The organism is uncultured Methylovirgula sp., assembly GCF_947646745.1.
Classification (GTDB): Bacteria; Pseudomonadota; Alphaproteobacteria; order Rhizobiales; family Beijerinckiaceae; genus Methylovirgula.
Map to the genome: position 1 here is coordinate 84,101 of NZ_CANSHK010000001.1, position 25,968 is coordinate 110,068.

The window sequence follows — 25,968 nt, forward strand, 5'->3', positions numbered from 1 at the left end:
GACGCCGGCTTCAGCCGAGCTCGGCCAAAGCGGCATCGAGTTGCGCGGCGGCCAGCTCCGCCACGTTCGGCCCTTGCGTCCAAATCAGCAGCATTCTGAGGGCCTTGCCCGGCCAGAGCGGCGCCAGCACGGCGCGGTAGAGCGCCATCTGGCGCAGATAGGTTTGCGGCACTGATTCGGCGGGCGGCGCGCCGGTTTTGAAGTCGGCGACGAGCACTTCGGTCTCCGATTCGGCAATGCGGTCGAGCCGCCCGAGCACGTCGCGGGTCTTTCCGCGCGGCAGGGTGACGGTGCCGGCCAGAGCGACCTCGGCGCGGGCACGAGGCCCGAAAAGCTCGGCCAGGTCCGGCCGTTCGAGCACGCCAAGCACCTGCTCGATCAGCGCATGGCGCGCGCTGCGCTCCAAGCCCGACGCTTGTGCGCCCAGGAAGGTTTCCGCCGCGGCGCGACGCCGGATTTGTTCGACCTCCGGCAGATATTGCAGCAAGCTGTGGATCAGCCGGCCGCGTTCCAGCGCCGCGTGGCGTGCGCTGCCAGGTAGCGGGATGTCCGGCTCGCCCGCGGCGAGCGTGTTGGACGGCCGCAAGGGCGGCACGGGCGATGCCTCCGCCGGTGCCTGGGTCCGAAGCCAAGCGGGGACAGCGATCTCGGCGCGCGCGGCGGCGTCGGCACCGGCTGCGGGCTGCGCAATTTCGCCCGGCGTCTGATAGCGCCAGATCGTCTCGTTCCCATCCCAGAACGCAGGCACCGCGACGAATGCATCGCTGCGGGTTGCCTCGATCATCGCCCCCCAGCACAGCGCGCTGGGCTCGGTCTTGCGGTAGAAGCCGCTGATATAGAGCCGTTCTTCGGCGCGGGTCATGGCCACGTAAAGGAGGCGGCGATATTCGTTTTCGGCCTCGTCGCGCGCCGCTTGCCGCGCCCGGGCGACGGCTTCGGGATCGTCGTCCTTGCGGGGCGACCAAGCGAGAATTTTGCGGTTCTCCGCGCCATCGAGCAGATGAATCTTGGCGTCCTGCTGCGGGCGCGGCGCGCTGCAGGTATCGGGCAAAAAGACGATCTTCGCCTCGAGCCCTTTGGCGCCATGCACGGTCATTACCCGCACCGCATCGGCGGCAGATTCCATGTCGCGCTTGATCGATAGGTCGAGGCTTTCGATCTCGGCCAGAAAGCTGGGCAGCGAGCGCGTGCCATCCTTTTCGGCGCGCAAAGCCAAGCGCAGGAACTCGTCCATCGCGTCGCAGGCTTCGAGGCCGAGCCGTGCCTCCATCGCGCGCCGGCCACCGTCTTCGGCGAGGAGCCGTGCGTAGAAGTCGAACGCGGCGCCGGTGGCGCGCGCCCGCCAGCGCACGATCGTTTGATAAGCGGCTTTGTCTCTTGCCCCGGCCGATTGGCCGAGCGCGGCAAAAAGCGACGCTTTCCGGTGCGGCGCAAGCCGCAGCAGATCATCGTCGTCGAAGCCGACGAGCGGCGATTTCAGCACGGTGGCCAAGCTCAGATCGTCTTGCGGCAGCAGGGCTACGCGGCCGGCGGCGATCAGGTCCATCACGGCGATATGGGCGAGAAGATCGAGTCGGTCGGCGCCGGCCACCGGCACGCGCGCTTGTTTTAGAGCGCGGATGATCGCATCGAACAAAGCGTTGCGCGTGCGCACCAGGATCAGAATGTCACCGGCCGTGACGGCGCGGAAACGCTCTGTTTTCGAATCATAGACACGTTCGCCCGAACCCGGCGCGACGAGCGCGGCAATCTTTCTGGCGATGCGCTGGGCGAGAATATTGGCGGGATCGTTCTCGTCGAGAAGATCGAGCGGCAGTTTCCAATCCTCCGGCTCCGGACGCTCCGGCGCGGTCACCGGCTGCCAGATTTCGATGAGGCCGGGGAGGGTTTGCTTGAGCGATTCGTGCCCCATCCATGGATCGTCAGAGACGAGGCCGCGTTGATGCGCCTGAAAGTCGAAGACCCGGTCGACGGCGTCGAGAACGGCCGGTACCGAACGGAACGAGGTCTTGAGCTGCACATGCGCGAAGCTCTTTTGCGCTTCCGCGAATTTTTTTGCGAAGCGGGCGCGCATCGCATGGAACATGTCGGGCGCTGCGCCTTGAAACGAGAAGATCGATTGCTTCTCGTCGCCGACCGCGAAGAAGGTTCGCATCTGGCCGCGGCTGCCGGCGCCGGCGAAGAACTCGCTCGCCAAGTGTTCGAGTATGCGCCATTGCGCCGGGCTCGTATCCTGCGCCTCGTCGACGAGGATATGATCGATGCCGGAATCGAGTTTATACAGCACCCAACGCGCATCGGAACGCTCGAAAAGCGCCAGCGTGCGGTCGATGAGATCGTCGAAATCGAGTTTGCCGCGCATTGCCTTCAAGGCTTCGTAACGGGCGAAAACCGACGCGACGAGCGTCCCGAGCGCCAGCGATTTTTCGAGGCATTCGGCGGCTTTGCGCAGGACGCGCAGACGCTCGAGGCGGTCTTGTTCTTGCGCCAGAGCGTCGACGAGATCAGGACGTCTGGCGGCCGGCGCCTTGGTGACGAGAGATTTGCGCCTCTCGCCCTTGAGCGTGAAGAAAATCTCGAAATAGGCGTCGAGGCAGCCCCTATGGTCGCCGCGCTGATGCGCTTCGATTGCGGTGAGAAAGAAGTCGGCCTTTTCGCGATCGCTCACAAGACCTGCATTGAGAAAATCTGCGAATTCGCGCCAGCGCGCCGGGGCGATGCCGCCGTCGATCATCGCGGCGTCGAGCGTGGCGACATTCGCGCCGTCCGGGACGCCGAGGGCGGTGCTGAGATCGCGGCCGGCGTGCTCGACGTAATCGTGCCGCAGATGTTCGCGATGCCTCAAGGCGCTTTTCAGAAGCCCGGTGAATTCGTCCTCCGAGGTTTCCGCCGCGAGGGTTTTCAGCGCGGCGCCGAGCGCGCCCTTATCTTTTTGCGCGCCGGCCAGAGCTTCGCGCCGCGCGAGCGTGAGAAGCTCGGCTTCGCCGAGATCGTCGAGCACCTCGAAACGCCCCGGCACATTGGCCTCGAACGGGAAGAGATGCAGAAGCCGCTCGCAAAAGCCGTGGATCGTGTGGATCTTCAGGCCGCCCGGCGTCTCGACGGTGCGGGCGAAGAGGCGGCGCGCGAAGATCAGCGTCGCGGCATCGACCTTCGGCGCGCCGATCGCGGTGAGCGCCTTGGCAAGGCCTGCGTCGTCGAGCGCCGTCCAATCGGACAGCGCCTTGAAGACGCGCTCGGCCATATTCGCCGCCGCCGCCTTGGTAAAGGTCAGGCAGAGGATTTTTGCCGGCGGCACGCCGTCGAGCAGAAGCCGCAGGACACGCTGCGCCAGCACATGCGTCTTGCCCGAGCCGGCGTTGGCCGAGACCCAGACGGAAGCCGCAGGATCGGAGGCCACGCGCTGCTGATCGATGACGTGGCGCGGAATCGGCCTCATGCGCCGTCCTCGCGGCCTGCGGCCCATTCTCTAACGCGCGCCAGATGATCATAGGCGTTGTAGCGCGCCGCGAATTTCGGATAGGGCCGCGCCGGATAGCCGACCGTCGGATCGCGGAATTGATTGAGCAGCGCGGCGAGTTCGGCGAAATGTTTTTCGGATATGTCGGCAAGCGGCGCATCCGGCCGCGTGAAGAGAAGCGGGCGTTCGCGCCCGCCGCCTTTGGCGAAGAGCTTCACATAGATCGCTTCGGCCACTTGCGTGCCGGGCGCGAGCCCGAAGGCGCCGCGGTTTGCCATGGCCGCTTCCAGCGTCAATTGCGGCGCGAACCCGGCGCGTACTTCGTCCATGCCCGGCGGCGTGCCGGTCTTGTAATCGATCAGGCTCACGCGCCCGTCGGCATGGTGTTCGATCCGATCGGCCGTGGCGGCGAGCGTAAAGAGCGTGCCGTCAGCCAGCGGAATGTCCCATTCGCCCTTTTGCTCGACGACGAGCTTTAGAAGGTTCGACCGGCGACGCTTTTCGAAGTCGAGATAGAAGGCGGCCGCCGCCTGGAGACGCGGCCAGGCGAAGGCCGCAAAATCCGGGTCGTCGCGCTCGTCTTTGAAGGCCTCGGCAAGAAGCGCTGCAAAGATGACCGCGGCTCCATCGGGCAGAGCGCCTTCGGCGCAAAGCCTACCGAATTGCTCCAGCGTCCGGTGCAGAAGCGTGCCGATATTGCGCCGGTCGCCGATCTCTGCGGGCTCCGGCAATTCGCGCAGGTTCAGGCAATATTCGGCGTAGATCGCATAAGGATCGCGGCGGAGCGTTTCGATCCGCGTGACGCTCAAACGGCGTGGCCGCAGGTCGAGCGGCGGTTTCGGCGCCGGGCGGCCGATCGGCGGGGTCTCCGCCTTCGGACGATCGAGCGCGTGAGCGAGATCGAGATAACGCCCGCCGCGCTCGCGGCAGGCTTTGAAGTGGTCGCCCGCGAGCGCCGAGAGCCGCTGGACGAAGCGCGATTCGACCATCGGCGTGCCGTCGCGCTTTTTGGCGCGGCTCAGGATCACGCGTTCATGCCCCATCGCCATGATGAAATCATGCGCCGTCTGGCCGATCCGCCGCTCCGGCGGCGTCAAGCCCAAAGCCTGGCGCATGGGCCGGTTGAGAAAGGCATCGCTTTGGACTTGCGGCGGCCAGATCGTCTCGTCGAGGCCGCCGAGCAGCATCACGTCCGCCGGCATAAGCCGCGCCTCGAGCAGGCCAAAAATCTTCAGCCGAGGATGCGTGCGGCGCGCCCGTCGCAGGACGTGCTCGCCCATCACCTGCGCGAGAAAAATGCCATAGGCCTCGGCATCGAAGCGCAGGTCCGGTTGCGCGGCGTGCAAAAGCGCGTCGAATAGGCCTTCGAGCGCCGCGGCATCGTCGCCGAAGGCTGCATCTTCGCCGCGCGTCACATCCGCGAGGGCGGCGCGATGCGCGTCGATCCAGGGCCGCAGATCCTGCTGGCCGCCGACGGCGCGCAGCGGCGCGAGTGCCGCTTCGATCCGCTCAAGCAGATCAGCGATCTCTTCCCAATCCTTATCGTCGAGCGCGCGTTGCGCCGGGTGGGCGAAGGGGCCGCAAGCGGCTTGCCGATAGGCGGCAATCGCCGCGGCGCGGGTCGGGTAGGTCGAGAAACGCCGCTCCTGCCGCAGTGCGCCGATTTCGAGCAATGGCGCGCGCCGCAGAATTTCGGCGCGGGGGAGACCGAGCCGTGTCATTGGATGGGTGATCAAAGCGACAAGTTCGGCCTCACCGCCCGTCGTCGCGGCCTCGATGATCCGCAGCGCCAGAGTACCATAGGCGCTGGCGCTTAAGGGCTCGCCGGCGGAATCGTCGATCTCGATGCCGAAGCGGGTCAGTTCCGCACCGACGCGGCGGGCGAGGTCGCGGTCGGGTGTTACCAGCGCCGCAGTTGCGTCGGGAGTTTCCAGAACCTCCCGCAAGACAATCGCCAGTGCGAGCGCCTCTTCGCGCTCATCCGCCGCATCGATGAGGCTTACGCGCGCGAGAGCGGCGTCGATTTGCGCGAAGGTTGGCATATCGCGGAAGCTTGCCCATTCTTCTGTCGTGTCGGCGGGACGCAGCGCCTCGGAGACGAGGCGCACGCGGGCGGCGCAGCTTGGCCCTGGTTCGCCAAGTTCGTTCACCTCGGCGCGCGTGACGCCGAGGATCGGCAGCAGCCGGCGCAGCGCTGCCTGCGGATGGCCGAAACCAGTGGTGCTCGCATCGGCGGTGCCGATTTGCCGCCAGGCCGCTTCGTCGAGGTCTTGGTCGAGGCCGGGTAAAACCACCGCGCCTTGCGGCGCCGCGGCCAGCGCCGCAAGCAGCCGTGCGGTCGCGCGATTGGTGCCGGTCGAGCCGATCGCAATCAGCGGGCCCTTGGTGCGGCCTGCGGCGATCTCGGCAATCTGGGCTTCGACGAGCAGCACGTGCCGGCGCGCCGCATCGACCAGATTGTGATCCGCCAGGACGAGTGGCCATTGCTTGATCGCAATATTGAGGAAATCGAGCGTGATGCGCCAGTAGAGATCGAAGTCCGGCAGCACAAGCGGATCGAGCTTCTCCCAGGCGACATCCTCGATGGTCAATTCATCGATCAGGCCAGCCAATTCACCGGCCATGTGCCAGGCATCCGGCGCCGCCGAGCCGACAAGGCAGGGCTCGCGATCATCGGTCTTGACCTTTCCATTGCCGTCAATGCTGACGATGGCGCCTCGCAGCGCTTTCGCCCAGATATGCACCAGCCGGGCGAGTTGCATCCGCCGCCAGAGGTCGCCTGCCGCCTGGGGCAAAGCGGCGCGCGGCGCTTCGAAACCGGAGGCCGAAAACATAAGGTCAGTCTCGGTCGCCTCAAGGCCGCCGAGCGGCAGAATGCGGGGCAGAAGTGTCGCCGGGCGACCGAGCGCGCGGGCGAACTCCTCGGCAAGTGCCCGCGCCGCGCGCTGGGTCGGCACATAGATCGTCGCATCGGCCATCGCGAGCGGGCTCAAGGCGCGCGAAAAGCCTGCGACAATCCGGCCGTCGAGCAGCGCCGCGACGAAACATTCGAGGAAAGGCGCCCCGGGCGCGATGGTGAAGACGTGTCTTATGGGCATATGTCATCCGCCGCCGCGACTCGCAGCGTGCATCGTTCATTCTGCCCGAAAAAGCGCCTAGCTGCGACCGAGCCCGTTGAGATTCTGCGTCACGCGCTCGATCCGCGCCGCCGTCTCGCCGATCGTGTCGGCCAGCTTCTCGGCCCATTCATCGCGTTGGCTGGCGCGATCGGTTTCTTTGGCGTTGAGATTGAGGATCTCGACATCGAGTTCGGCGATCCGCCGCTTTGCCTCGACGAGTTCGTCGGCAATGGTGATGGCGGCCATGATGGTCAGCCGCTGATCGCCGATTTCGCCGAAGTCTCTTTTGAGCTTTTCGATCCGCTGGTCGACTTGCCGCGCGAGACCTTGCAAATGGGCTTCTTCGCCCTCACCGCAAGCAACGCGATAGACGTGCTTGGCGATGGTTACGGTTACCTGCGCCATGGCGCACCCCCTCAGACGCTACATCACGACATGCGACATCATCTCTTCGATTGCTTCGCGCGCCTTGGCCAGCCGGCGCGCCACTTCGTTATTGGCCAGCTCCAGAGATTGCGAGCGTGCGACCGCACCGTCAAGTTCGACGGCAAGCCGCGCCCGATCATCCTGCAGCACGGCGAATTCTTCTTCGATATCGCTGCGCTGCTCGGCCATTTTCGAACGCCGCTCGGCGGCCGCCTCAAGTTGATCCAATGCAACCGCGAGACGCTTCAGCGCACTATTCAATCGATTCGTAATTGTCATGGAAGTCGCAGCCCGACTGGCGGCGATTAGGCGCTGCTTCGCGCGCCCCGTCAACGCTATGCCGAATATCTATTCACAGCCAATTCATGTGCGCCGATTGATACTTAACCGTGGCGGCAGACCGCGGCAGCGGCAAGATCAGTTTGCGTGCGGTGCAATATCGTTCTGTCTAGACTTGCGGCGGGGCTCTTTTGCGCAATTTTCGACTCGAAATCATGGCTTTAAACCACGGCAGCGGCCAATTTCGCCCTTCACCCAGGCGCCGATTGCCGATAAGCGTTTGCGCCGGTCGGATGGGAACGGCATGGGCCAAAAAATGTTCTGCGGCTTTGGCAAAGAGCAAGCTGGCCGTCGCCGGGGCGTGCCAATGAGGGGGAGGGTCTCGCCGAGACGGGGCTTCGAGAGTGACGGCGATGCAGGCTTCGAATCACCGGCCAAAATCTAACTTTCTGGAAAAGCGAGCATATCTTATTTGCGGCGGGGTTTTCAGCGCCGCGGCAGCCGGCCGCATCACAAAAACCCAGCCGATCGGTGGACAAATTGACTTTCAAACGGGCGCTGATCTGCCTAACAGGGAGCGCCAGCTGAACCTGAGCTTTAGCTAGCGATGAGGAGCAGACGTTTATGGCGGTGAATGTTGCAATCAACGGCTTCGGACGCATCGGCCGCAATGTCTTGCGCGCCATTGTCGAATCCGGTCGTCGGGACATTAACGTCGTCGCCATCAATGATTTGGGGCCGGTCGAAACCAATGCGCATCTCTTGCGTTTCGATTCGGTTCACGGCCGCTTTCCCGGCGAGGTGAAGGTCGACGGCGATACGATCGACGTCGGCCGAGGCCCGATCAAGGTGACGGCCTTGCGCGATCCGGCCGAACTGCCGCATGCGGCGCTTGACGTCGAGATCGTGCTCGAATGTTCCGGCGTCTTCACGTCGAAGGCCAAAGCCTCGGCCCATTTGAAGGCCGGAGCGAAGCGTGTTCTCGTGTCGGCGCCGGCCGACGAAGCGGATTTGACGGTGGTCTATGGCGTCAATCACGATAAGCTTGCCCCTGAGCATCACGTCGTCTCCAACGCCTCCTGCACCACCAATTGCCTGGCGCCCGTCGCCAAAGTGCTCAACGATGCGATCGGCATCGAGCATGGCTTCATGACGACCATCCATTCCTATACCGGCGACCAGCCGACGCTCGATACGCTGCACAAGGACCTTTACCGCGCCAGGGCTGCGGCGCTGTCGCTGATCCCGACGACGACGGGCGCTGCGCGCGCGGTCGGTCTCGTCCTGCCCGAACTCAAGGGCAAGCTTGATGGCTCCTCGATCCGGGTGCCGACGCCGAACGTCTCGATGATCGATTTCAAATTCGTCGCCAAGCGTGCGACCAATTCCGATGAAATCAAGGACGCGATCAAGCGCGCCGCCGAGCAACAGCTGAAGGGCATTCTGAGCTATACGGAAAGCCCGAATGTCTCGGTCGATTTCAATCATGATCCGCATTCGTCAATCTTCCATGTCGATCAGACCCGGGTCATCGACGGCACGCTGGTGCGCGTCGTCGCCTGGTATGATAACGAATGGGGCTTCTCCAATCGGATGGCGGATACGGCAGTGGCGATGGGGAAATTGGGATGACACGGACGGCACCGCTTGCACCTTTTCCGATTCTGGACGACGCCGAACTGGCGGGGAAAAGGGTTCTGATCCGCGTCGATCTCAATGTCCCGATGGATGCCGGCAAAGTGTCGGACGCGACCCGCATCGACCGTATCCTGCCCAATCTGCAGGAAATCGCGGCGAAAGGCGCAAAGGTCATCATCCTCTCTCACCTCGGCCGCCCGAAGGGCTGCGAGGAGAAATATTCGCTCCGCCCGGTCGTCGCTGAACTCGAAGCGCGGCTTGGCAAACACGTTGCCTTCGCCTCCGACTGCATCGGCGAGGAAGCGGAGAAAGCCGTCGCCGCCATGCAGGAGGGCGATTATCTTCTGCTCGAAAACACCCGCTTTCACACCGGCGAGGAAAAGAACAGCGAAGCCTTCATCGATGCGCTCGCCTCGCTCGGCGATGTTTATGTGAACGATGCCTTCTCCTGCGCGCACCGCGCGCATGCCTCGACGGAAGGGCTGGCGCACCGGCTGCCGTCTTTCGCCGGGCGTTCGATGCAGGTCGAGCTTGAGATTCTGACCAATCTGCTCTCGCATCCGGTACGCCCGGTGATGGCCATTGTCGGCGGCGCCAAAGTCTCCACCAAGCTCGAATTGCTCGGCAATCTTATGCGCCGGGTCGATATTCTCGTTATCGGCGGCGGCATGGCCAATACGTTCCTCGCCGCGCAAGGCAAGAAGATCGGCAAGTCGCTCTGCGAAATGGAACTTGCCAATGTCGCGCGCCAGATCGTGGCCGATGCGGCGGCGGAAAATTGCGAGGTCGTCCTGCCGGACGACGTCGTCGTTGCGCAGAAGTTTGCCGCGGGTGCGCCGTCGCGCGTCGTCTCGGTCGATGCAGTCGGCGAGGACGACATGATCCTCGACATCGGGCCGAAATCGGTCGCGCGGGTCGAGGCGCTTCTGGAAAAGACCCGCACGCTCGTCTGGAACGGGCCATTCGGCGCTTTCGAGATTCCGCCCTTCGATGCCGGCACGATGGAGATTGCGGCGGCAGCGGCGCGGCTGACGAAATCCGGCCAGCTCGAGAGCATTGCCGGCGGCGGCGACACCATCGCGGCCTTGAACAAAGCCGATGCGGCGAAGGAATTTACCTATATCTCGACGGCAGGCGGCGCCTTCCTCGAATGGCTCGAAGGCAAACGGCTGCCGGGCGTCGAGGCGCTTCGCTTGCGCGTGCGGCGGCAGTAAGCTGCGAACCAATTTGTCACGAACCGATAGGAAAGAGCGGTGAACCAGCATCAACTCGCCGAGACGGCACAGGCTTTGGTCGCCCCCGGCCGGGGCATTCTGGCGGCGGATGAGAGTTCTTCGACAATTGCCAAGCGATTCACCGCCATCGGCGTCGAATCGACCGCAGAGTCGCGCCGCGATTATCGCGAATTGCTGTTCCGCGCGACCAATGCGATGCAGAGATATATTTCGGGCGTCATTCTTTACGACGAGACGATCCGGCAAAAGGCCGTCGATGGCACGCCGCTCGTCACGTTGATCGAAAAGGCCGGCTCGATCCCCGGCATCAAGGTCGATCTCGGTGCCAAGCCGCTGCCGGGCTTTCCGGGCGAGACGATCACCGAAGGTCTCGATGGCCTCGCCGGACGCCTGAAAGACTATTATGGGTTGGGGGCCCGCTTCGCCAAATGGCGCGCCGTCATCGATATCGCCGAGGGCATTCCTAGCCGTGGCGCGATCCTCGCTAATGCCGAGGCTTTGGCGCGCTATGCCGCGCTCTGCCAGGAGGCGAATATCGTCCCCATCGTCGAGCCAGAAGTGCTGATGGACGGCAATCATTCGCTCGATCGTTGCTACGAAGTCAGCGAAGCCGTGCTGCGCACCGTCTTCGCCGCGCTTTACGACTTGCGCGTCTTTCTCGAAGGCATCGTCCTGAAGCCGAACATGGTCGTTCCGGGGATGAAGTCCGGCCGGCCTGCGAGCCCGGCGGAGGTCGCGGCGGCAACGGTGCGGCTGTTCAAGAACGCCGTTCCGGTGGCGGTGCCCGGCATCGCCTTCCTGTCGGGCGGCCAGTCGGATTTCGACGCCACCGCCAATCTCGATGCCATCGCCCGCGCCGCGCCCCCTTGGGCCGTCACCTTCTCCTATGGCCGCGCCCTGCAGGCGGCGCCGCAGAAGGCCTGGTCCGGCAAGGCGGCGAATGTTGCGGCGGCGCAGGCGGCCTTCGCGCATCGGGCGCAGATGAACAGCCTTGCGGCGCTTGGCCAATGGTCGGAAACCTTGGAGAAGGCTGCGGCCTGAGCGTCGATCCGGCGATGCGCCGCGGTTTTCGGTCAAATCCCATGCGATCGAGGGCCATCGCGCTTTCGCCCTAATTCTTGGCGAGGAGTTCTCCTGGTCCGCCCGCGCGGCGGTGCTGGTTTTTGAGCAAGACTCGCCACGATGTCCGAGGACGATCCGCGCCTCTATCTGATCACGCCGCCGCTCGCTGAGGCGAAAAGCTTCGTTGCGCCCTTTGCCGCGGCCCTTGCGGCGGGCGATGTCGCCTGCGTCCTGTTGCGGTTCGATGCCAAAGCAGACGCTAAGGCGATCGCCAAAGCACTGGTTCCGTTGGCGCAGCAGCGCGGCATCGCTTGCCTCGTTGGCGACCCGCAACTGGCGGCGCGGGCCGAAGCCGATGGTGTGCACATCGATGGCCCCGGCGAGGCGCTTGACGCCACACTCAAAGCCATGAAGCCCAAGCATATTGTTGGCGTCGGCGGTATCGTCACCCGCGATGACGCCATGCGCGCCGGCGAGACCGGCGTCGATTATCTGATGTTCGGCGGGCCCGAGGCGAAACAGAGCTTCCTGGAGATTCGCGAGCGGGTCGCGTGGTGGGCGGAGATTTTCAACCTTGCCTGCGTCGCCTATGCGCATCAGCTGGCGGAGGTTGCGGCATTGGTCGCGGCCGGCGCCGATTTCGTCGCGCTGGAAACCGCGGTTTGGGACGATCCGCGCGGGGCGGCTGCGGCCGTGGCGGAGGCCGACCGGCTGTTGGCGCCGGGACGCATCGGCGCATGAGAGCGTCCACCCCTTTACTGATCTGCATGTTGTTTTGGCTAGCTGCGCCCGTTCGCGCGGCAGAGCTTGCCGAAGCGCCCGCCGTGGCGCCCAGCGAGCCCAAACCAGCGAAAACGGCGGATCAAGCCAATACACCGGACCTTGCTTATGGCGCATTTCAGCGCGGCCATTATCTGACGGCTCTGGCCGAAGCGAAAAAGCGGCTCGCCGCCAATCCCAAAGACGGCGTCGCGATGACCCTCATCGGCCAGCTTTACGATCAAGGCCTTGGCGTTGCGCAAGATCCGAAACAGGCGGCGCATTGGTATGGCGAGGCGGCAAAGCAGGGCGACATGGAAGGCACGTTCCTTTACGGCCTCGCCAAGCTCACCGGCAAAGGCCTGCCGCAGGACCGCGCCGGCGCCGCTGCGCTCTTTACCAAAGCAGCGGCGATGAACCATCCGGGGGCGCTCTACAATCTCGGCGTGCTCGCGGTCGAAAACAACGGCATCGTGCCGGATTATTCGCAGGCGGCGGATTATTTCCGGCGCGCCGCAAACCTCGGCTATCCCGATGCCGCCTATGCGCTCGCCCTGTTTTATCGCGAGGGCAAGGGCGTGCCGCAGGACGATGCGATGGCCGCGGAATGGATGAAGCGCGCCTCAGACGGGGATCAAGTCTCCGCCGAAGTCGAATATGCCATCATGCTCTTCAACGGCGTCGGGGTCGGAAAGGACGAGGCCGCCGCCGCCCGGCTCTTTTTGAAGGCCGCGCAGGAGCAGAACGTGGTCGCGGAGGATCGCGCGGCGCGGCTGCTCGCCATCGGGCGCGGCGTACGCAAGGATGTCATCGAAGCGATGAAATGGCATTTGCTGGCGAGCCTTGCCGGCGAAAAGGATGCCTGGCTCGACAGCATCTATAATGCACTGACGCTGAAGCAGAAGATTGAGGTCGAGGCCGAAGTCCGACGGGCGCTTGGCCGCTAACGTTGCGTTAGCGCGCGCGGGTGCGCGCCGCGATAGGCTTCGAGCAGCCGCGTCGAATCGATCGCCGTATAGATTTGTGTCGTCGAGAGCGACGCATGGCCGAGCAACTCCTGGATGGTGCGCAGATCGCCGCCCTTGCCGAGGAGATGGGTCGCGAAGGAATGACGCAGGGCATGCGGTGTTGCCGTCTCCGGCAAGCCGAGCGCGCCGCGCAATTGCTCGACCGCGAGTTGGATGACCCGCGGCGACAGCGGGCCGCCCTTGGCGCCGATGAACAATGGGCCGTCCGCCGCCGCGGGAAAAGGACAGAGGTCGAGATAGGTGGCAATGGCCCGCTGCACCGGCGCAATCACCGGCACGCTGCGGGTCTTGCCACCCTTGCCGATGACGGTCACGACATCGATGCGGCCCACCGGCGCGTCGCGGCGTTTGATCGACAGCGCCTCGGAGATACGCAGGCCGGCCCCATAAAGCAGGCCAAGGACCGCCGCATCCCGCGCCAGAATCCAGTTCGGCCGCGAATCGCCGGCGCGCGAATCGGCATCGACGAGCGCCCGTGCCGCGCCCGCAGGCAAAGCCTTCGGCAGGCGGCGCGGCGCCTTCGGACTACGGAGCGCCGAAAAAGCCGCCACATGGCCCAGTCCCTTGCGCTCCAGATGACGGGCGAAGGAGCGCAGACCGGAAAGCTGGCGCAAGAGCGACCGGCTGCCAACGCCGCTGGCGCGGCGGCTCGCGAGAAAGCTGCGCAGATCGGCGGGGGCGATGTCGCTTAGGGCGGCGAGCTTCGGCGGAGCGCCGAAATGGTCGCGCAGAAAAGCGAAAAATTGGATGAGGTCGCGCCGATAGGCCGCGAGCGTATGGGCCGAGACGCGGCGCTCGCCGGCGAGTTCATCGAGCCACTCGCCGGCCGTCGCGGCAAGTTCCGCGTCGGCGCCGCCGAAGGCGAGGGCAGGGGCAGGATCGGGCGTGGCGCGGACCATTGCCGCACCTTATCGCCGCCCGCCTGAAATAAAGGTTAGTGAATTTGGCTCTTAGTGCGCTTGGCTCGTGCCGGCAACGACGTCCTTTGTTGCCTTGGCCAGCAATTCGGCCATTTCCCGGTGGATCTGGTGGTCTGAATCCGGCAGGCCGGCGGCGCTGAAGTCGGCCCGCAGCTTGGCGAAGACGGTCTCATCGCCATTCTGTTCAAGATGCGCCTGGATCAGGGCGTTGGCGTAATCTTCCGCGGCTTGCCCGGACTTGCCAAGCTTTTCGGCGGCCCAAAGGCCAAGCAGGCGGTTGCGGCGTACATAAGCCTTGAATCTTAGGTCTTCATCATGCGCAAGCTGAGCTTCATATCCCTTTTCGCGCTCATCGAACGTGGTCATCGCCGCCTCACCGGAAGTCTTGCAGAAAGGCGCGGAACCTAGCCCGGAACAAGCCGTCTGGCCATAGGGCTTGCTGCCAGATTCGGCCGAGCCGGCGGCTATTTCCGCGACGGGCGGGAATAACCATATAGGGTGATGGAGGTCCGCCCGTTCCGACACGCGCGCTCGGCAGGCGACAGTCAAGGCATTGATATTTGGTAAGGAACGGCTAAAGCAAAGGTAAAGCTTCGGCTGGTCCTTTATGAGCCGGGAGGCCGCGATCCGCTTGTGTTGAACGGCCGAAAAAGCTAGGACCGTCCCGGACCCGCGGCGCCGCAACGCCTCATACAGCCTGCCCGGTCTCGATCGCCAAAAGCCGGGCCGGACATTCCTGAAAGGAGCCAGGGCCATCCCATGGATCACCTCAAGCCACGGTTAATTCCCATGAATCGCCGCCGCCGCATTTACGAGGGCAAGGCCAAGGTCCTCTATGAGGGACCCGAACCGGGTACGCTTATCCAGCATTTCAAGGACGATGCCACCGCCTTCAACGCCAAGAAGCACGAGGTCATCGACGGCAAAGGCGTGCTCAACAACCGGATTTCCGAGTTCGTTTTCCAGAACCTCAACGATATCGGCGTGCCGACGCATTTTATCCGCCGGCTCAACATGCGCGAGCAATTGATTCGCGAGGTCGAGATCGTGCCGCTCGAAGTCGTGGTGCGCAATGTCGCGGCCGGCTCGCTGTCGACTCGTCTCGGCCTTGAAGAAGGTACGCAACTGCCGCGTTCGATCATCGAGTTCTATTATAAGAACGATGAACTCAACGACCCGATGGTGTCGGAAGAGCACATCACCGCCTTCGGCTGGGCGACGCCGCAGGAGATCGACGACATCATGGCGCTTGCCATCCGCGTCAACGATTTCCTGACCGGGCTTTTCCTTGGCGTCGGCATCCGCCTCGTCGATTTCAAGATGGAGTGCGGACGGCTTTGGGAAGGCGATTCGATGCGCATCGTCGTCGCCGACGAAATTTCTCCCGATTCGTGCCGCCTCTGGGACATCAAGTCGAACGACAAGCTCGACAAGGACCGTTTCCGCCGCGACATGGGCGGCCTCGTCGAAGCCTATACGGAAGTGGCCCGCCGACTCGGCATTTTGCAGGACAACGAGCAGCCGCGGGCGAGCGGGCCGAAGCTCGTGCAATCGTGAAGGTTCCGCCTTGCTGAGAATGGACCCCGCCGCTGAAACGGCGGGGTTTTGTTTTGCTGCATCCTGCCCCTATACTGCCGGGCAATGCGGGGCATGGGGATCAAGTCTTGAAAGCCAACATCATCGTCACTTTGAAGCACGGCCTGCTTGATCCGCAGGGGAAGGCCATCGAGGGCGCGCTGAAATTGCTCGATGTCCCGGGCGTCGAAAGCGTCCGCCAGGGCAAGATTTTCGAGATTGAGCTCGCCGAGCAGGACCGCGCCAAGGCGCAGGATTTGCTCAAGACGGCGTGCGAGAAATTGCTCGCCAACACGATCGTCGAAAATTATCGCATCGAACTCGTCTGAGGTTTGCGTTGCGCGCCGCGATCATCCTCTTTCCCGGCTCCAATCGCGAAGGCGATGTATTCCGTGCGCTGGCTAGCGTCACCGGCCGGCCGCCGGCGATCATCTGGCATGGTGAGCATGACCTGCCCGTCGGCACCGATCTCGTGGTCCTGCCGGGCGGCTTTTCCTATGGCGATTATTTGCGCTGCGGCGCCATTGCGGCGCGCTCGCCGATAATGGATGCCGTGCGCGTCCATGCCGCGCGCGGCGGCCGCGTGCTCGGCATCTGCAACGGTTTCCAGATTGCTTGCGAGGCGGGCCTTTTGCCGGGTGTGCTCATGCGCAACAAGAATTTGCGCTTCGCCTGTCACATGCAACATTTGCGCGTCGAGCGTGCCGACACCGCCTTCACCGCGCATTATCGAAAATTTCAGGTGATCAAAGTGGCGATTGCGCATGGCGAAGGCAATTACACTGCCGATGCCGAGACGCTCGCGCGGCTCGAAGGCGAGGGACGTGTCGCTTTTCGCTATTGCGATGACGTCGGCCTCGTCGGCGGTGCGGCCAATCCCAACGGCTCGGTGCACGATATTGCCGGTATCTATTCCGAGAGATTGAACGTGCTCGGGCTGATGCCGCATCCCGAAAATCTCATCGACCCGCTCGTCGGCGGAACCGACGGGCGGGCGCTCTTCGAAAGCCTGCTCGCGGCGTAAGTCGCCGACCTCTTCTCGAACCCAGCGGATGCCTATGACAACGCATGAGCGAAACATCGCCGCCGCCATCGATCCGGCAAAACTCGACAAGCTCGCCGAAGTCGCGATCAAGGTCGGTTTAAATCTTCAGCCGGGGCAAGACCTTTTTCTCACCGCGCCGGTCGCGGCGCTGTCTTTGGTGCGGCGGATTGTCGAACATGCCTATAAGGCCGGCGCCGGCCTCGTGACGCCGATCCTTTCGGACGAGGACATCACCCTGGCACGTTTCCGCTTCGCGCAGGATGCGAGTTTCGACCGCGCGCCGAGCTGGCTTTACGAAGGTGTCAGCAAGGCCTTCGCCGCGAATACTGCACGCCTCGCCATTGTCGGCGACAATCCGATGCTGCTCTCGGGCGAAGATCCGGCTAAGGTTGCGCGGGCCAACAAGGCCAATTCGCTCGCCTACAAGCCGGCCTTGGAAAAGATCGCCGGCTTCGACATCAATTGGAACATCGTCGCTTATCCCGGCGGCGCCTGGGCGCATCAGGTGTTTCCGCACGACGAGCCGGATGTGGCGGTGGCGAAGCTGGGCGATGCCATTTTTGCCGCTTCGCGCATCGATACCGCCGATCCGGTCGCGGCCTGGGCCGCGCATAATGCGGCGCTGCACGCGCGCACAAAATGGCTGAACGGCCAGCGCTTCGCCGCTTTGCATTATACGGGGCCGGGCACCGATCTCACCATCGGCCTCGCCGATGGCCATGAATGGGAAGGCGGCGCCTCGGCCGCCAAGAATGGCATCATTTGCAATCCCAACATTCCGACCGAGGAAGTCTTCACGACGCCGCATGCGCATCGCGTCGAGGGCCGTGTCGTCAGCACCAAGCCGCTGTCCTATCAGGGCACGCTCATCGACCGGATCGCGGTGCGCTTCGAGGCCGGCCGCATTGTCGAGGCGACGGCGGCCCACGGCCAGGACGTTTTGCGCAAAGTGCTGGAGACGGACGAGGGCGCGCGCCGCCTCGGCGAAGTCGCGCTGGTGCCGCATTCCTCGCCCATCTCGGCGAGCGGCCTCTTGTTCTTCAACACTTTGTTCGACGAGAACGCCGCCTGCCATATCGCGCTCGGCCAGTGCTACGCGAAATGTTTCGTCAACGGCGACAAACTCTCGCCCGAAGAGATCGAGGCGCAGGGCGGCAACAAGAGCCTTATCCATATCGATTGGATGATCGGCTCGGACAAGATCGACATCGATGGCATCAAGCCCGACGGTTCGCGCGTGCCGGTCTTCCGCAAGGGCGAATGGGCTTGAGATAAAGTCTGCGCCGCGATCCCGCTGCCTATCGGTGGATGCCGTCGAGTTCCGGCATGAGCACGACGCTTTCCTGCTCGTTCGGATCGGTGCGTGCGATCACCGCCGTGCAGGGCTCGGTTTCGCTCACATTGTAAGGCAGGTGCGGCACATTCGCCGGGATGTAGACGAAATCGCCGGCCTCCGCGATCGCGTGATGTTCGAGCCTTTCGCCATAATACATCGCGCTGCGGCCGCTCAGGATATAGATCGCGGTTTCATGCGCTTCGTGTTTATGCGCCTTGGCGCGCCCGCCGGGCGGTGGTGAGCAATTGCATGTGAATGGCGGAGGCCCGCACCGTCTCTGCCGAGACCGCGGGAGCATAGGATAGGCCCTGCTTGCCGATGAACGGCTCCTGTGCGCGCAAGACTTTGCAAACGGGACGTTCGAGCGTCGCGGTTTCTTTCGGCATTGGCGTCTCCTCGGCGGTTTCGCCATTTTACCGCATATGGCGGCCGATAACACGGCGCTTTCCGGGCGGCTTGACCAGTCCGGTTGGAAAGCCCTATTTAAGGCCTGTACCTAGGGGATCCCCGGCAGGGGGCTGAGAGGCTGGCAGCGCTGAAGAAGCGGCCCGGCGACCCTTCGAACCTGATCCAGTTTGCACTGGCGTAGGGATGGTCATGAGTGCATCTCCGCAAAAGATCCGTATCCTTGGTGCTGGCGTGGCCGGGCTGACGGCGGCGTACGAATTCGCCATGGCTGGCCAGACGGTCGAGATCGTCGAGCGCCAAGCGGGCCCGGGCCTCGGCTGTTCGCATTTCGCCGGCGGCATGCTCGCCCCTTGGTGCGAGGCCGAGAGCGCGCCACCGCTCGTTGTCGAATGGGGGCTTGAAGGTCTCGCCTTCTGGAGCGAGACGCTGAAGCTTGCGGTGGTCAACGGCAGTCTGCTCGTCGCGCCGGCGCGCGACCGCGCCGATCTCATGCGCTTCTCGCGGCGCACCTCCGGCTTCGAATGGCTCGATGCCGATCAGCTTGCGATGCGTGAGCCGCATCTTGGTGGCCGTTTTGATCGCGCCTTGTTCTTTCCCGGCGAGGCACATCTCGATCCGCGCGAAGCGATCGACAGGCTCGCGCAGCGCCTGCGCCAATTCGACCGGGTGCGGTTTCGTTTCAATACGACGGCGGAAGACGCCAATGAGCCCGCCGACTGGATCATCGATTGCCGCGGCATTGTCGCCAAGGATGCGCTGGCCGATCTGCGCGGCGTCAAAGGCGAGATGCTGGTCGTGAAAACCGCCGAAGTGTCGTTTGAGCGGCCGGTGCAATTGCTGCATCCGCGTCACCCCGTCTATGTGGTGCCGCGCGGCGATGGACGGTTCATGGTCGGCGCGACCGCGATCGAGAATGAGGAGCCTCCGCGCGTCACGGCGCGCTCGGTGCTCGAGCTTTTGAGCGCGGTCTATGCGCTGCATCCGGCCTTCGGCGAGGCCGAAATTGTCGAGACCGGCGCCGATCTTCGGCCGGCGTTTCCCGACAATCTGCCGCGTATCCGGCGCGAGGGCCGGATGCTCTACATCAATGGGCTTTATCGTCACGGTTTTTTGCTGGCGCCGGCGCTGGCGCGGCGCGCCGTCGCCGTGGCGCTGAAAGACGAAACGTTTCCGGAGGTGATGGATGCAAATCCGCGTCAACGGCAAAGCGCATGAGGTTGCAGCGACGACGCTTGCCGCGCTGCTTGCCGAGCTCGACTATCAGGATAAACTCGTCGCGACCGCGGTGAACCAGACTTTCATCCGCGTCGCGGACCGGCCGTCGACGCCACTCAGCCCCGGCGATGCGGTTGAGATTCTTGTGCCGCGCCAGGGCGGCTAAGGGATCGATTGATGCAGGACACGCCCGTCAAACTCTACGACACCATGCTTCGCTCGCGCCTTTTGCTTGGCACGGCGCAATATCCTTCACCCGCAGTTCTTGCCGCAGCGGTCAAGGCCTCCGGCGCCGAGATTGTGACGGTCTCATTGCGGCGTGAGGCGGGCGCAAGCCGCGCGGGTGAAAGTTTCTGGACTTTGATCCGCGAACTTGGCGTGCGCGTCCTGCCCAACACGGCCGGGTGCCGCAGCGTCAAGGAGGCGGTGACGACAGCGCATATGGCGCGCGAGGTCTTCGCGACCGATTGGATCAAGCTCGAAGTCATCGGCGACGACGATCTGCTGCAGCCGGACGTTTTCGGCCTGGTTGAGGCCGCCGAGAGTCTCGTCCGCGACGGCTTCAAGGTCTTTCCTTACACGACGGAAGATTTGCGCGTCGCCGAACGGCTCCTCGGCGCCGGGTGCGAAGTGCTGATGCCTTGGGGCGCACCGATCGGCTCGGGGCGCGGGCTCAATAATGTTTTCGGCCTGCAGGCGCTGCGCAAAAATTTCGCCGCGACGCCCTTGATCATCGACGCCGGCATCGGCACGCCCGCCCATGCCGCGGCGGCAATGGAACTCGGCTACGACGCGATCCTGCTCAATACAGCAGTGGCCAAAGCCGGCGATCCCGTCGCGATGGCGCGTGCCTTTGCGCTCGGGATCGAAGCCGGCCGGCTTGCCTATTGCGCCGATCCGATCCCGCCACGCGACATGGCCGAGCCGTCAACGCCGCAGATCGGCCGCGCCTTTTCCGATTTGCCCAAACGTGCTTGACCGCTTTTATCCCATCGTCGACAGCGCCGACTGGATCGCGCGGTTGCTGCCATGCGGCATCAAGGGCGTGCAATTGCGGGTCAAGGATCGGCCGATCGAAGATGTGAGGCGCGAGATCAGGACGGCGCGGACGCTCTGTCTTGCGGCGGGCGCCCAGCTTGTCGTCAACGATTATTGGCGCGAGGCGATCGATCTCAGTTGCACTTGCGTGCATTTGGGGCAGGGCGACCTCGATGCGGCCGATATTGCGATGATCCGCGGGGCAAATATCAAGATCGGCCTTTCAACGCACGACGAGGCCGAGCTCGCCCGCGCGCTTGCCTTGCGGCCCGATTATATTGCGCTCGGCCCGATCTATCCGACGATCCTGAAGGCGATGGCCTTCGCGCCGCAAGGCCTCGATCGGATCGGCGAATGGAAGCAGAAGATCGGCACGATTCCGCTCGTTGCCATCGGCGGCATTACGCTCGAACGGGCCCCGGGCGTCTTTGCCGCGGGGGCGGATATTGTCTCGGTTGTCACGGACGTGACACGACACGCCGATCCGGAGGCGCGCACGCGCGCCTGGGTCGCGGCGACAAGGCCGGCATAGATCACGATGATTTCGGATCAGATCGATCCGAAATCATAAACCCGTGATCGATTCTCATCGTTAGAGCGGGATTTATTGCGAAAAACCGCTGACACTTTTTCGCATCCCGCTCTAGTCCACGTCCTCGAGAGCTTCTTCTTCCTCTTTGGCCATGAAGGCCCGCAAGCTCCAAGCGACGGACAGCGCTTCATCCGCTGCACGATAGATCACGAGCTGCTGGCTGGCGCGTGAGCCGTCCGGTACGGCGAAGAAGATGCTCTCTTCGATTTCGATGGGCTCATCCTGCGCGCTGAAAATCCAGCGCGTGCCGTCCGGCAGGTCGAGCAGCGCCGCTTGGCCTTCGAGGACGCCGTAAACCTGGATGCTCGGATGGATGTGGAAGCGGATCGCAAACGGATAGGTCTTCGATTTTTTCGACACGGATTTCAGCCGGTCTTCACCGTCGAGGCGCAGGCCGTCGGCGCTGATCGTCAAGAGCCGTTCGTGAATGAACCCGAAGCGCGTCTTATAGCCGTCATGGGACAGGACGAGCCGCGTCTTTCCCGGCTGGATCTGCCGCTCGACGTGAACCTCGCGCGGCCCGGAAATGATTTCGTCGCCCAGCCATTTCTCCCATCCTTCATTGCGAGCGAAGCGGCATGAGGACGTATCGTCCAAAACGAGCGTCGAATGCGCGGCGGTGGTGCGTGCTGCGCCACGCGCCGCGACAAGCTCGCTGTCCGGTGCGCCGCAATTGACGATCAATCGCTGCGGTCCGACCGAAAACTCGAACGATAATGTCCCGGCATGGGCGCGCGTCGAAAATTCCGGCGGCGGCGGACCGCCGCTGTCGACGATCAAGACGCTATCGCCGGATTCGACGCGCTGGTAGCCGCTGTAGGGTGCGTTGATCAGGGGTTTGGCGCGCGGGTCCTCATAAGCGAGCACAGTGGCGAGCGCGTCGACGGGCGTCACGCCCATGCCGTTGAACAACGCGAGCGCGCCGTCGCCGTGCAGCAGGAGCCGTAGCATCGGCAGCATCCGATCGATCGCGTTCAAGAGCTCCGGCGGTGCCGGCACGGCGCGCGCCGCATAGGCTTGCCGCAAAGGCAGAAGATCGAGCAGAAGGCGAACCAGCGTATCGGCAGCGCGGCTGATATGGCCGCCGTCGGGACGGATTTGCCGCGCAAGTTCGGCAGCAAGCAACCGCGTGCTGCGTCGCTGGACGCTGGCGCTGACCTGGGCGCAAAGACCGAGTTCAGCCAGGCTTATTGCTGCAAAAAGCCGCTCTTCGCCTTCGATACGGCCCGTTGCGACCTGCCGCTCGAGAAAATATTGCAGCCGCATCAGCGCGCGCATGAAGCGGCGGTAAAAGGCGCGGTCGGCATTCTCCAGAATGATCGGCGATTGCGAGAGGAACGACAGCGTGCGCCGCACCGCGACCCGCGCCTCCCATGCCGACGAATGATCGGGCTTTTCGCTGCGGTTGAGAAAATCGCTCACCAGCGCTCGCGCATTGGCGCGCGCCAATGCGGTATCGGCTGCGCGCAAATGGCGTAGCCAGCCGAAGCTCGCCAGAGCCCGAGCCCAATTCGCCGACGGTGCAACGGCATCGAACGGCGAGACGCCACGCAGATTCACGACTTTACCGGCGAGTGCAAAATAGCCGGAATAGATTTCGCTGGCGATCGTCGCATCGGTCGTGCGCAGATCCTGCGGCGCAATCAACAGCCGTTCCGGAACATTGGCGCGCAAAGAAGCGAGCGCGGCCAGGGGCGCCGTGACGGTACGGCGCGCAAAACGGCCCGCGCGTCCGGCGATTCGGCGGCCGATATGAAACTTCTCTTTCAGGCTCACGCGTTCGGCACCCATCCGCCGGCCTTGCCGCCGGCCGGTGATTTAATCAATTTCGGCTAAAATGCTGACTGGGTCTAGAGAGAGAGCCGAAGAACTAGGCGCGGCGCACAAGTCTTGCGGCGAAGAAACCGTCGATGCCCGAAAGGCGCGGATCGTCCGAAGGCAGATAGGGCTGGAGCGTGCGCAATTCGCCTTGCGCATTGATGAAGCCGGATTGGCCTCCGACGTCTTCGGCTGTAATCGGGGCGCGGCTGACATCGGGATTGCGGCGCAGAAGATTGGCGATCTGCTGTTCGCCTTCTTCCGGCTCGATGGAACAGACGCAATAGATCAACGTGCCGCCCGGCCTGACCAGTTCAAAGGCTTTGTCGAGCATCTTCGTTTGCAGCGCCGCGAGCTTGGCGATGTCGCCGGTCTTTTTCGTCCAGGCGATGTCGGGATGGCGGCGGATCGTGCCGGTGCCGGAACAGGGCGCATCGAGCAGGACGGCGTCGAAAGCGTAGCCGTTGAGCGTCGTCACGTCGGCGACGACGACTTCGGCTTCGAGGCGAAGGCGCTGAAAGTTGGTCGCAAGGATCTTCAACCGCTCGGCGGAACGGTCGACGGCCGTTACGCGTGCGCCGCGCGCCGCGAGTTGCGCCGCCTTGCCACCCGGCGCCGAACAGAGATCGCCGACATGAAAACCGGGCGAGACCTCCAGAAGCTGCGCCGGCAAGGCTGCGGCGGCATCCTGCACCCACCAAGCGCCCTCGTCATAGCCCGGGAGGTCATGCACGGGCGCGTGGGTCTTGAGCCGCACCGAGCCCGTCGGAAGCAGGACGGCGTCGAGCTTTTCGGCCCAGAATGCGGGATCGGATTTAACGCTGATGTCCAATGTCGGCTCGAGCCGGTTGGCGGCGGCGATCGCTTGCGCGGTCTCTTCGCCATAAGCTTTGCGCCAGCGCGCAGCGAGCCAGGCCGGCGTGTCGATATCGAGCGCCGTGCCCGACGCAAGAAATTCGTCCCGCCGGCGGGCGAGATTGCGGGCGACGCCGTTGACGAGCGCAGCATAGGGCGCGCTTTTCGGATCAAGCCGTGTCATCCGCACGGCGAGATCGACGGCTGCATGATCGGGGACGTCGAGAAACAGGATCTGTGCGGCCGCCGCCGTCAGAATCCATTCGAGCTGCGGCGCCGGGCGCGGAAAGCCGTTGTCGAGCAAAGCGGCGAGCGCGAGGCGGATCGTGCCGAGCCGACGCAGCGCCGCGGTGACGATCGAGCGGGTTAGTGCGATGTCGCGCGGCGCCAGGCCGCCGAGCCGCGACAGGCCCGCGGGCGCGGCAAAGATCTCATCGAGCGTATGGCCGTTGACGATCACGTCGCGCAAAATCGCGGCTGCGGCGAGGCGCGCCGCGAGACCGGGGATTTTGACGGCTTCCTGCTTGGCGAGGTCGGCGGCGGCGAGGCGCGGCGGCTTCTTCATCAAGAATGTCTTAGAGCATGTTCGAAAAAAGTTGCATGACTTTTCCGGCGAAAACAGCCTCAATCGGCTGAACTCTGATTTATCCGCGCAACGCCCGTTGTGCGTGCGCAGACACACAGTCGCGCGATTCGGCCGCGCACGATCCGACAATGCCACCATTGCCGCGGCTTGTGTCGGAAATCAGACGCGTATGCAGGCGTTATAGTTCCGCCACTTTGGTGGATTTCAGAACACCGTTGGGTCTTTGCCGTGGAAGGAATCGAGGATGCAGGACGAAAAGCCGGCTGAGCCGAAGGGCCAAGCGCATAAGCTGAGTGCGGCGGCGCAACGCGCTTTGGCCGAGGCTGCGGCACGCCGCGCAGCCAAGGACGACAGTCCACGCCCGCGGGAAATCGGCGGCCGCGACGGCCCCGATCCGGTTCGCTACGGCGATTGGGAGGTGAAGGGCATCATCAGCGATTTTTAATCGCGAAGCTGCGCTAATTGCTCAGGCCCGCGAGCAGGGTCGGAATGTCGAGCGGCCGGAAGCCGTAGTGCTGCAGCCAGCGGACATCGGCGTCGAAAAAGGCGCGCAAGTCCGGCATGCCATATTTGAGCATGGCAATACGATCGATCCCGATGCCCCAGGCAAAGCCCTGATAGACATTCGGATCGAGGCCGCAATTGCTGAGCACATTCGGGTGGACCATGCCGCAGCCGAGGATTTCGAGCCAATCCTCGCCCTCACCGAAGCGGATCTCGCCGGCTTTGCGCGCGCATTGGATATCGACCTCCATCGACGGTTCGGTGAACGGAAAATAGCTCGGCCGAAAACGCATCGTGACGTTAGGCACTTCGAAGAAAGCTTTGCAGAACTCGCTCAATACCCATTTGAGATTGCCGAGGTGTGCTTGCTTGTCGATGACGAGGCCCTCGACCTGATGGAACATGGGCGTATGCGTCTGGTCGGAATCGCACCGATACGTGCGGCCAGGACAGATGACACGGATCGGCGGGCGCTGGGTCAGCATGGTGCGCACCTGCACAGGACTTGTGTGCGTGCGCAGCAATTTGCGTTCGCCTGATGCGTCCGGCTTCAGGAAGAACGTATCGTGCATCTCGCGGGCCGGATGATCCGGCTGAAAATTCAGCTTGGTGAAATTATAGTCGTCGGTCTCGATGTCCGGCCCTTCGGCGATGGCGAAGCCGAGATCGGCGAAGATCGCCGCAAGTTCGTCCATGACCTGCGAAATCGGATGCACACGGCCAAGGTCGAGCGGGCTGGTGCGCGCCGGCAGGGTGACGTCGAGCGTCTCATGGGCGAGCCTCGCTTCGAGCGCGGCTTCCTTGAGGACGCCGCGGCGCTCGGCGAGCGCGGCGCTCACCCGGTCTTTGACCATATTGATGACCGCGCCCTGTACCTTGCGCTCGTCCGGGGCCATTTTGCCGAGGCCGGCGAGCAGGGCCGAGATCGACCCTTTCTTCCCAAGCGCGGCAACCCGCACGGTTTCGAGCGCCGGCTCGTCCGCGGCGGCGGCTATGGCGGTGAGGATTTCCTGTTCGAGTTGGGCGATTTCGGACATAGGCTCGGCGCGGCGGGGGATCCAGAGCGGCGC

The 25,968-nt window shown here is 63.9% G+C and carries 23 protein-coding genes, 1 pseudogene and 1 riboswitch; of the genes and pseudogenes, 14 read left to right on the plus strand and 10 right to left on the minus strand.

Annotation, left to right across the window (positions count from 1 at the left end; translation table 11 throughout):
• Positions 1–10: 10 nt before the first annotated feature.
• Genes addA through Q0025_RS00455 form a run of 4 tightly spaced genes read right to left on the minus strand, consistent with a single transcriptional unit; the run spans position 11 to position 7,284 of the window.
• Positions 11–3,439: a double-strand break repair helicase AddA gene (gene addA, locus Q0025_RS00440; RefSeq protein WP_297295020.1), complete on the minus strand. Its 3,429-nt coding sequence runs from the start codon at positions 3,437–3,439 to the stop codon at positions 11–13.
• Entirely contained in the window at positions 3,436–6,558 is a 3,123-nt protein-coding gene (addB, locus tag Q0025_RS00445) for a double-strand break repair protein AddB (RefSeq protein ID WP_297295021.1), read from the minus strand. Before addB ends, addA begins: the two co-directional genes overlap by 4 nt.
• A gap of 57 nt (positions 6,559–6,615) precedes the next feature.
• The gene (locus Q0025_RS00450) at positions 6,616–6,984 is read right to left on the minus strand and encodes a cell division protein ZapA (protein WP_297295022.1); all 369 of its coding nucleotides are present in this window, start codon (positions 6,982–6,984) and stop codon (positions 6,616–6,618) included.
• Positions 6,985–7,002: 18 nt separating this feature from the next.
• Positions 7,003–7,284 carry a DUF4164 family protein gene (locus Q0025_RS00455; protein ID WP_297295023.1) on the minus strand — a complete coding sequence of 94 codons (282 nt, stop codon included), beginning with the start codon at positions 7,282–7,284 and terminating at the stop codon, positions 7,003–7,005.
• A 624-nt stretch (positions 7,285–7,908) separates the two neighbouring features.
• Between Q0025_RS00455 and gap the strand changes: the two genes are divergently transcribed.
• From gap to Q0025_RS00480, 5 genes are all read left to right on the plus strand, one after another.
• Complete coding sequence (gene gap, locus Q0025_RS00460; protein ID WP_297295024.1) at positions 7,909–8,916, plus strand: type I glyceraldehyde-3-phosphate dehydrogenase; 1,008 nt, start codon at positions 7,909–7,911, stop codon at positions 8,914–8,916.
• Positions 8,913–10,136 carry a phosphoglycerate kinase gene (locus Q0025_RS00465; protein WP_297295025.1) on the plus strand — a complete coding sequence of 408 codons (1,224 nt, stop codon included), beginning with the start codon at positions 8,913–8,915 and terminating at the stop codon, positions 10,134–10,136. The genes gap and Q0025_RS00465 overlap by 4 nt, the downstream gene beginning before the upstream one ends.
• Before the next feature lie 39 nt (positions 10,137–10,175).
• Positions 10,176–11,198 carry a class I fructose-bisphosphate aldolase gene (locus Q0025_RS00470; RefSeq protein WP_297295026.1) on the plus strand — a complete coding sequence of 341 codons (1,023 nt, stop codon included), beginning with the start codon at positions 10,176–10,178 and terminating at the stop codon, positions 11,196–11,198.
• Positions 11,199–11,339: 141 nt separating this feature from the next.
• Positions 11,340–11,960: a thiamine phosphate synthase gene (locus Q0025_RS00475; protein WP_297295027.1), complete on the plus strand. Its 621-nt coding sequence runs from the start codon at positions 11,340–11,342 to the stop codon at positions 11,958–11,960.
• Positions 11,961–12,043: 83 nt separating this feature from the next.
• Positions 12,044–12,925 (plus strand): tetratricopeptide repeat protein, encoded by an 882-nt coding sequence (locus Q0025_RS00480; RefSeq protein ID WP_297295028.1) that lies wholly within the window; start codon positions 12,044–12,046, stop codon positions 12,923–12,925.
• Here Q0025_RS00480 and Q0025_RS00485 read toward each other — a convergent pair.
• Both Q0025_RS00485 and Q0025_RS00490 read right to left on the minus strand, forming a co-directional pair.
• Positions 12,922–13,905: a tyrosine recombinase XerC gene (locus Q0025_RS00485; RefSeq protein WP_297295029.1), complete on the minus strand. Its 984-nt coding sequence runs from the start codon at positions 13,903–13,905 to the stop codon at positions 12,922–12,924. The genes Q0025_RS00480 and Q0025_RS00485 overlap by 4 nt on opposite strands.
• Positions 13,906–13,956: 51 nt before the next feature.
• Entirely contained in the window at positions 13,957–14,451 is a 495-nt protein-coding gene (locus Q0025_RS00490) for a DUF1476 domain-containing protein (protein ID WP_366939368.1), read from the minus strand.
• 234 nt (positions 14,452–14,685) lie between these two features.
• Between Q0025_RS00490 and purC the strand changes: the two genes are divergently transcribed.
• From purC to Q0025_RS00510, 4 genes are all read left to right on the plus strand, one after another.
• Positions 14,686–15,483 (plus strand): phosphoribosylaminoimidazolesuccinocarboxamide synthase, encoded by a 798-nt coding sequence (purC, locus tag Q0025_RS00495; RefSeq protein ID WP_297295030.1) that lies wholly within the window; start codon positions 14,686–14,688, stop codon positions 15,481–15,483.
• A 107-nt stretch (positions 15,484–15,590) separates the two neighbouring features.
• Positions 15,591–15,830, plus strand: a complete 240-nt coding sequence (purS, locus tag Q0025_RS00500; protein WP_297295031.1) for a phosphoribosylformylglycinamidine synthase subunit PurS — start codon at positions 15,591–15,593, stop codon at positions 15,828–15,830.
• An 8-nt stretch (positions 15,831–15,838) separates the two neighbouring features.
• Positions 15,839–16,525 (plus strand): phosphoribosylformylglycinamidine synthase subunit PurQ, encoded by a 687-nt coding sequence (gene purQ, locus Q0025_RS00505; protein ID WP_297295032.1) that lies wholly within the window; start codon positions 15,839–15,841, stop codon positions 16,523–16,525.
• A 34-nt stretch (positions 16,526–16,559) separates the two neighbouring features.
• Complete coding sequence (locus Q0025_RS00510; RefSeq protein ID WP_297295033.1) at positions 16,560–17,816, plus strand: aminopeptidase; 1,257 nt, start codon at positions 16,560–16,562, stop codon at positions 17,814–17,816.
• Positions 17,817–17,844: 28 nt separating this feature from the next.
• On the opposite strand, the pseudogene Q0025_RS00515 reads toward Q0025_RS00510, so the two are convergent.
• Positions 17,845–18,268, minus strand: a pseudogene (locus Q0025_RS00515) (cupin domain-containing protein).
• 102 nt (positions 18,269–18,370) lie between these two features.
• Positions 18,371–18,491, plus strand: a riboswitch (TPP riboswitch).
• Here Q0025_RS00515 and Q0025_RS00520 point away from each other — a divergent pair.
• The 4 genes from Q0025_RS00520 to Q0025_RS00535 all read left to right on the plus strand — a co-directional run bounded on the left by Q0025_RS00520 (position 18,480) and on the right by Q0025_RS00535 (position 21,075).
• A complete protein-coding gene (locus tag Q0025_RS00520) occupies positions 18,480–19,505 on the plus strand; it encodes an FAD-dependent oxidoreductase (protein WP_297295034.1) in 1,026 nt (341 codons plus the stop codon). Its footprint overlaps the riboswitch before it by 12 nt.
• Entirely contained in the window at positions 19,474–19,671 is a 198-nt protein-coding gene (gene thiS / locus Q0025_RS00525; RefSeq protein ID WP_297295035.1) for a sulfur carrier protein ThiS, read from the plus strand. The genes Q0025_RS00520 and thiS overlap by 32 nt, the downstream gene beginning before the upstream one ends.
• Positions 19,672–19,682: 11 nt before the next feature.
• The gene (locus Q0025_RS00530) at positions 19,683–20,483 is read left to right on the plus strand and encodes a thiazole synthase (RefSeq protein WP_297295036.1); all 801 of its coding nucleotides are present in this window, start codon (positions 19,683–19,685) and stop codon (positions 20,481–20,483) included.
• Positions 20,476–21,075 (plus strand): thiamine phosphate synthase, encoded by a 600-nt coding sequence (locus Q0025_RS00535; RefSeq protein ID WP_297295037.1) that lies wholly within the window; start codon positions 20,476–20,478, stop codon positions 21,073–21,075. Before Q0025_RS00530 ends, Q0025_RS00535 begins: the two co-directional genes overlap by 8 nt.
• A 111-nt stretch (positions 21,076–21,186) precedes the next feature.
• Here the strand turns inward: Q0025_RS00535 and Q0025_RS00540 are convergent, their stop codons facing one another.
• Positions 21,187–22,926, minus strand: a complete 1,740-nt coding sequence (locus tag Q0025_RS00540) for a heparinase II/III family protein (RefSeq protein ID WP_297295038.1) — start codon at positions 22,924–22,926, stop codon at positions 21,187–21,189.
• 79 nt (positions 22,927–23,005) lie between these two features.
• Positions 23,006–24,373, minus strand: coding sequence for a transcription antitermination factor NusB (locus Q0025_RS00545; protein ID WP_297295039.1), 1,368 nt, complete (start codon positions 24,371–24,373; stop codon positions 23,006–23,008).
• 265 nt (positions 24,374–24,638) lie between these two features.
• On the opposite strand from Q0025_RS00545, the gene Q0025_RS00550 reads away from it, so the two are divergent.
• A complete protein-coding gene (locus Q0025_RS00550) occupies positions 24,639–24,839 on the plus strand; it encodes a DUF1674 domain-containing protein (protein WP_297295040.1) in 201 nt (66 codons plus the stop codon).
• Between the two features lie 13 nt (positions 24,840–24,852).
• On the opposite strand, the gene pheS is transcribed toward Q0025_RS00550, so the two are convergent.
• Positions 24,853–25,935: a phenylalanine--tRNA ligase subunit alpha gene (pheS, locus tag Q0025_RS00555; protein WP_297295041.1), complete on the minus strand. Its 1,083-nt coding sequence runs from the start codon at positions 25,933–25,935 to the stop codon at positions 24,853–24,855.
• Positions 25,936–25,968: the final 33 nt, after the last annotated feature.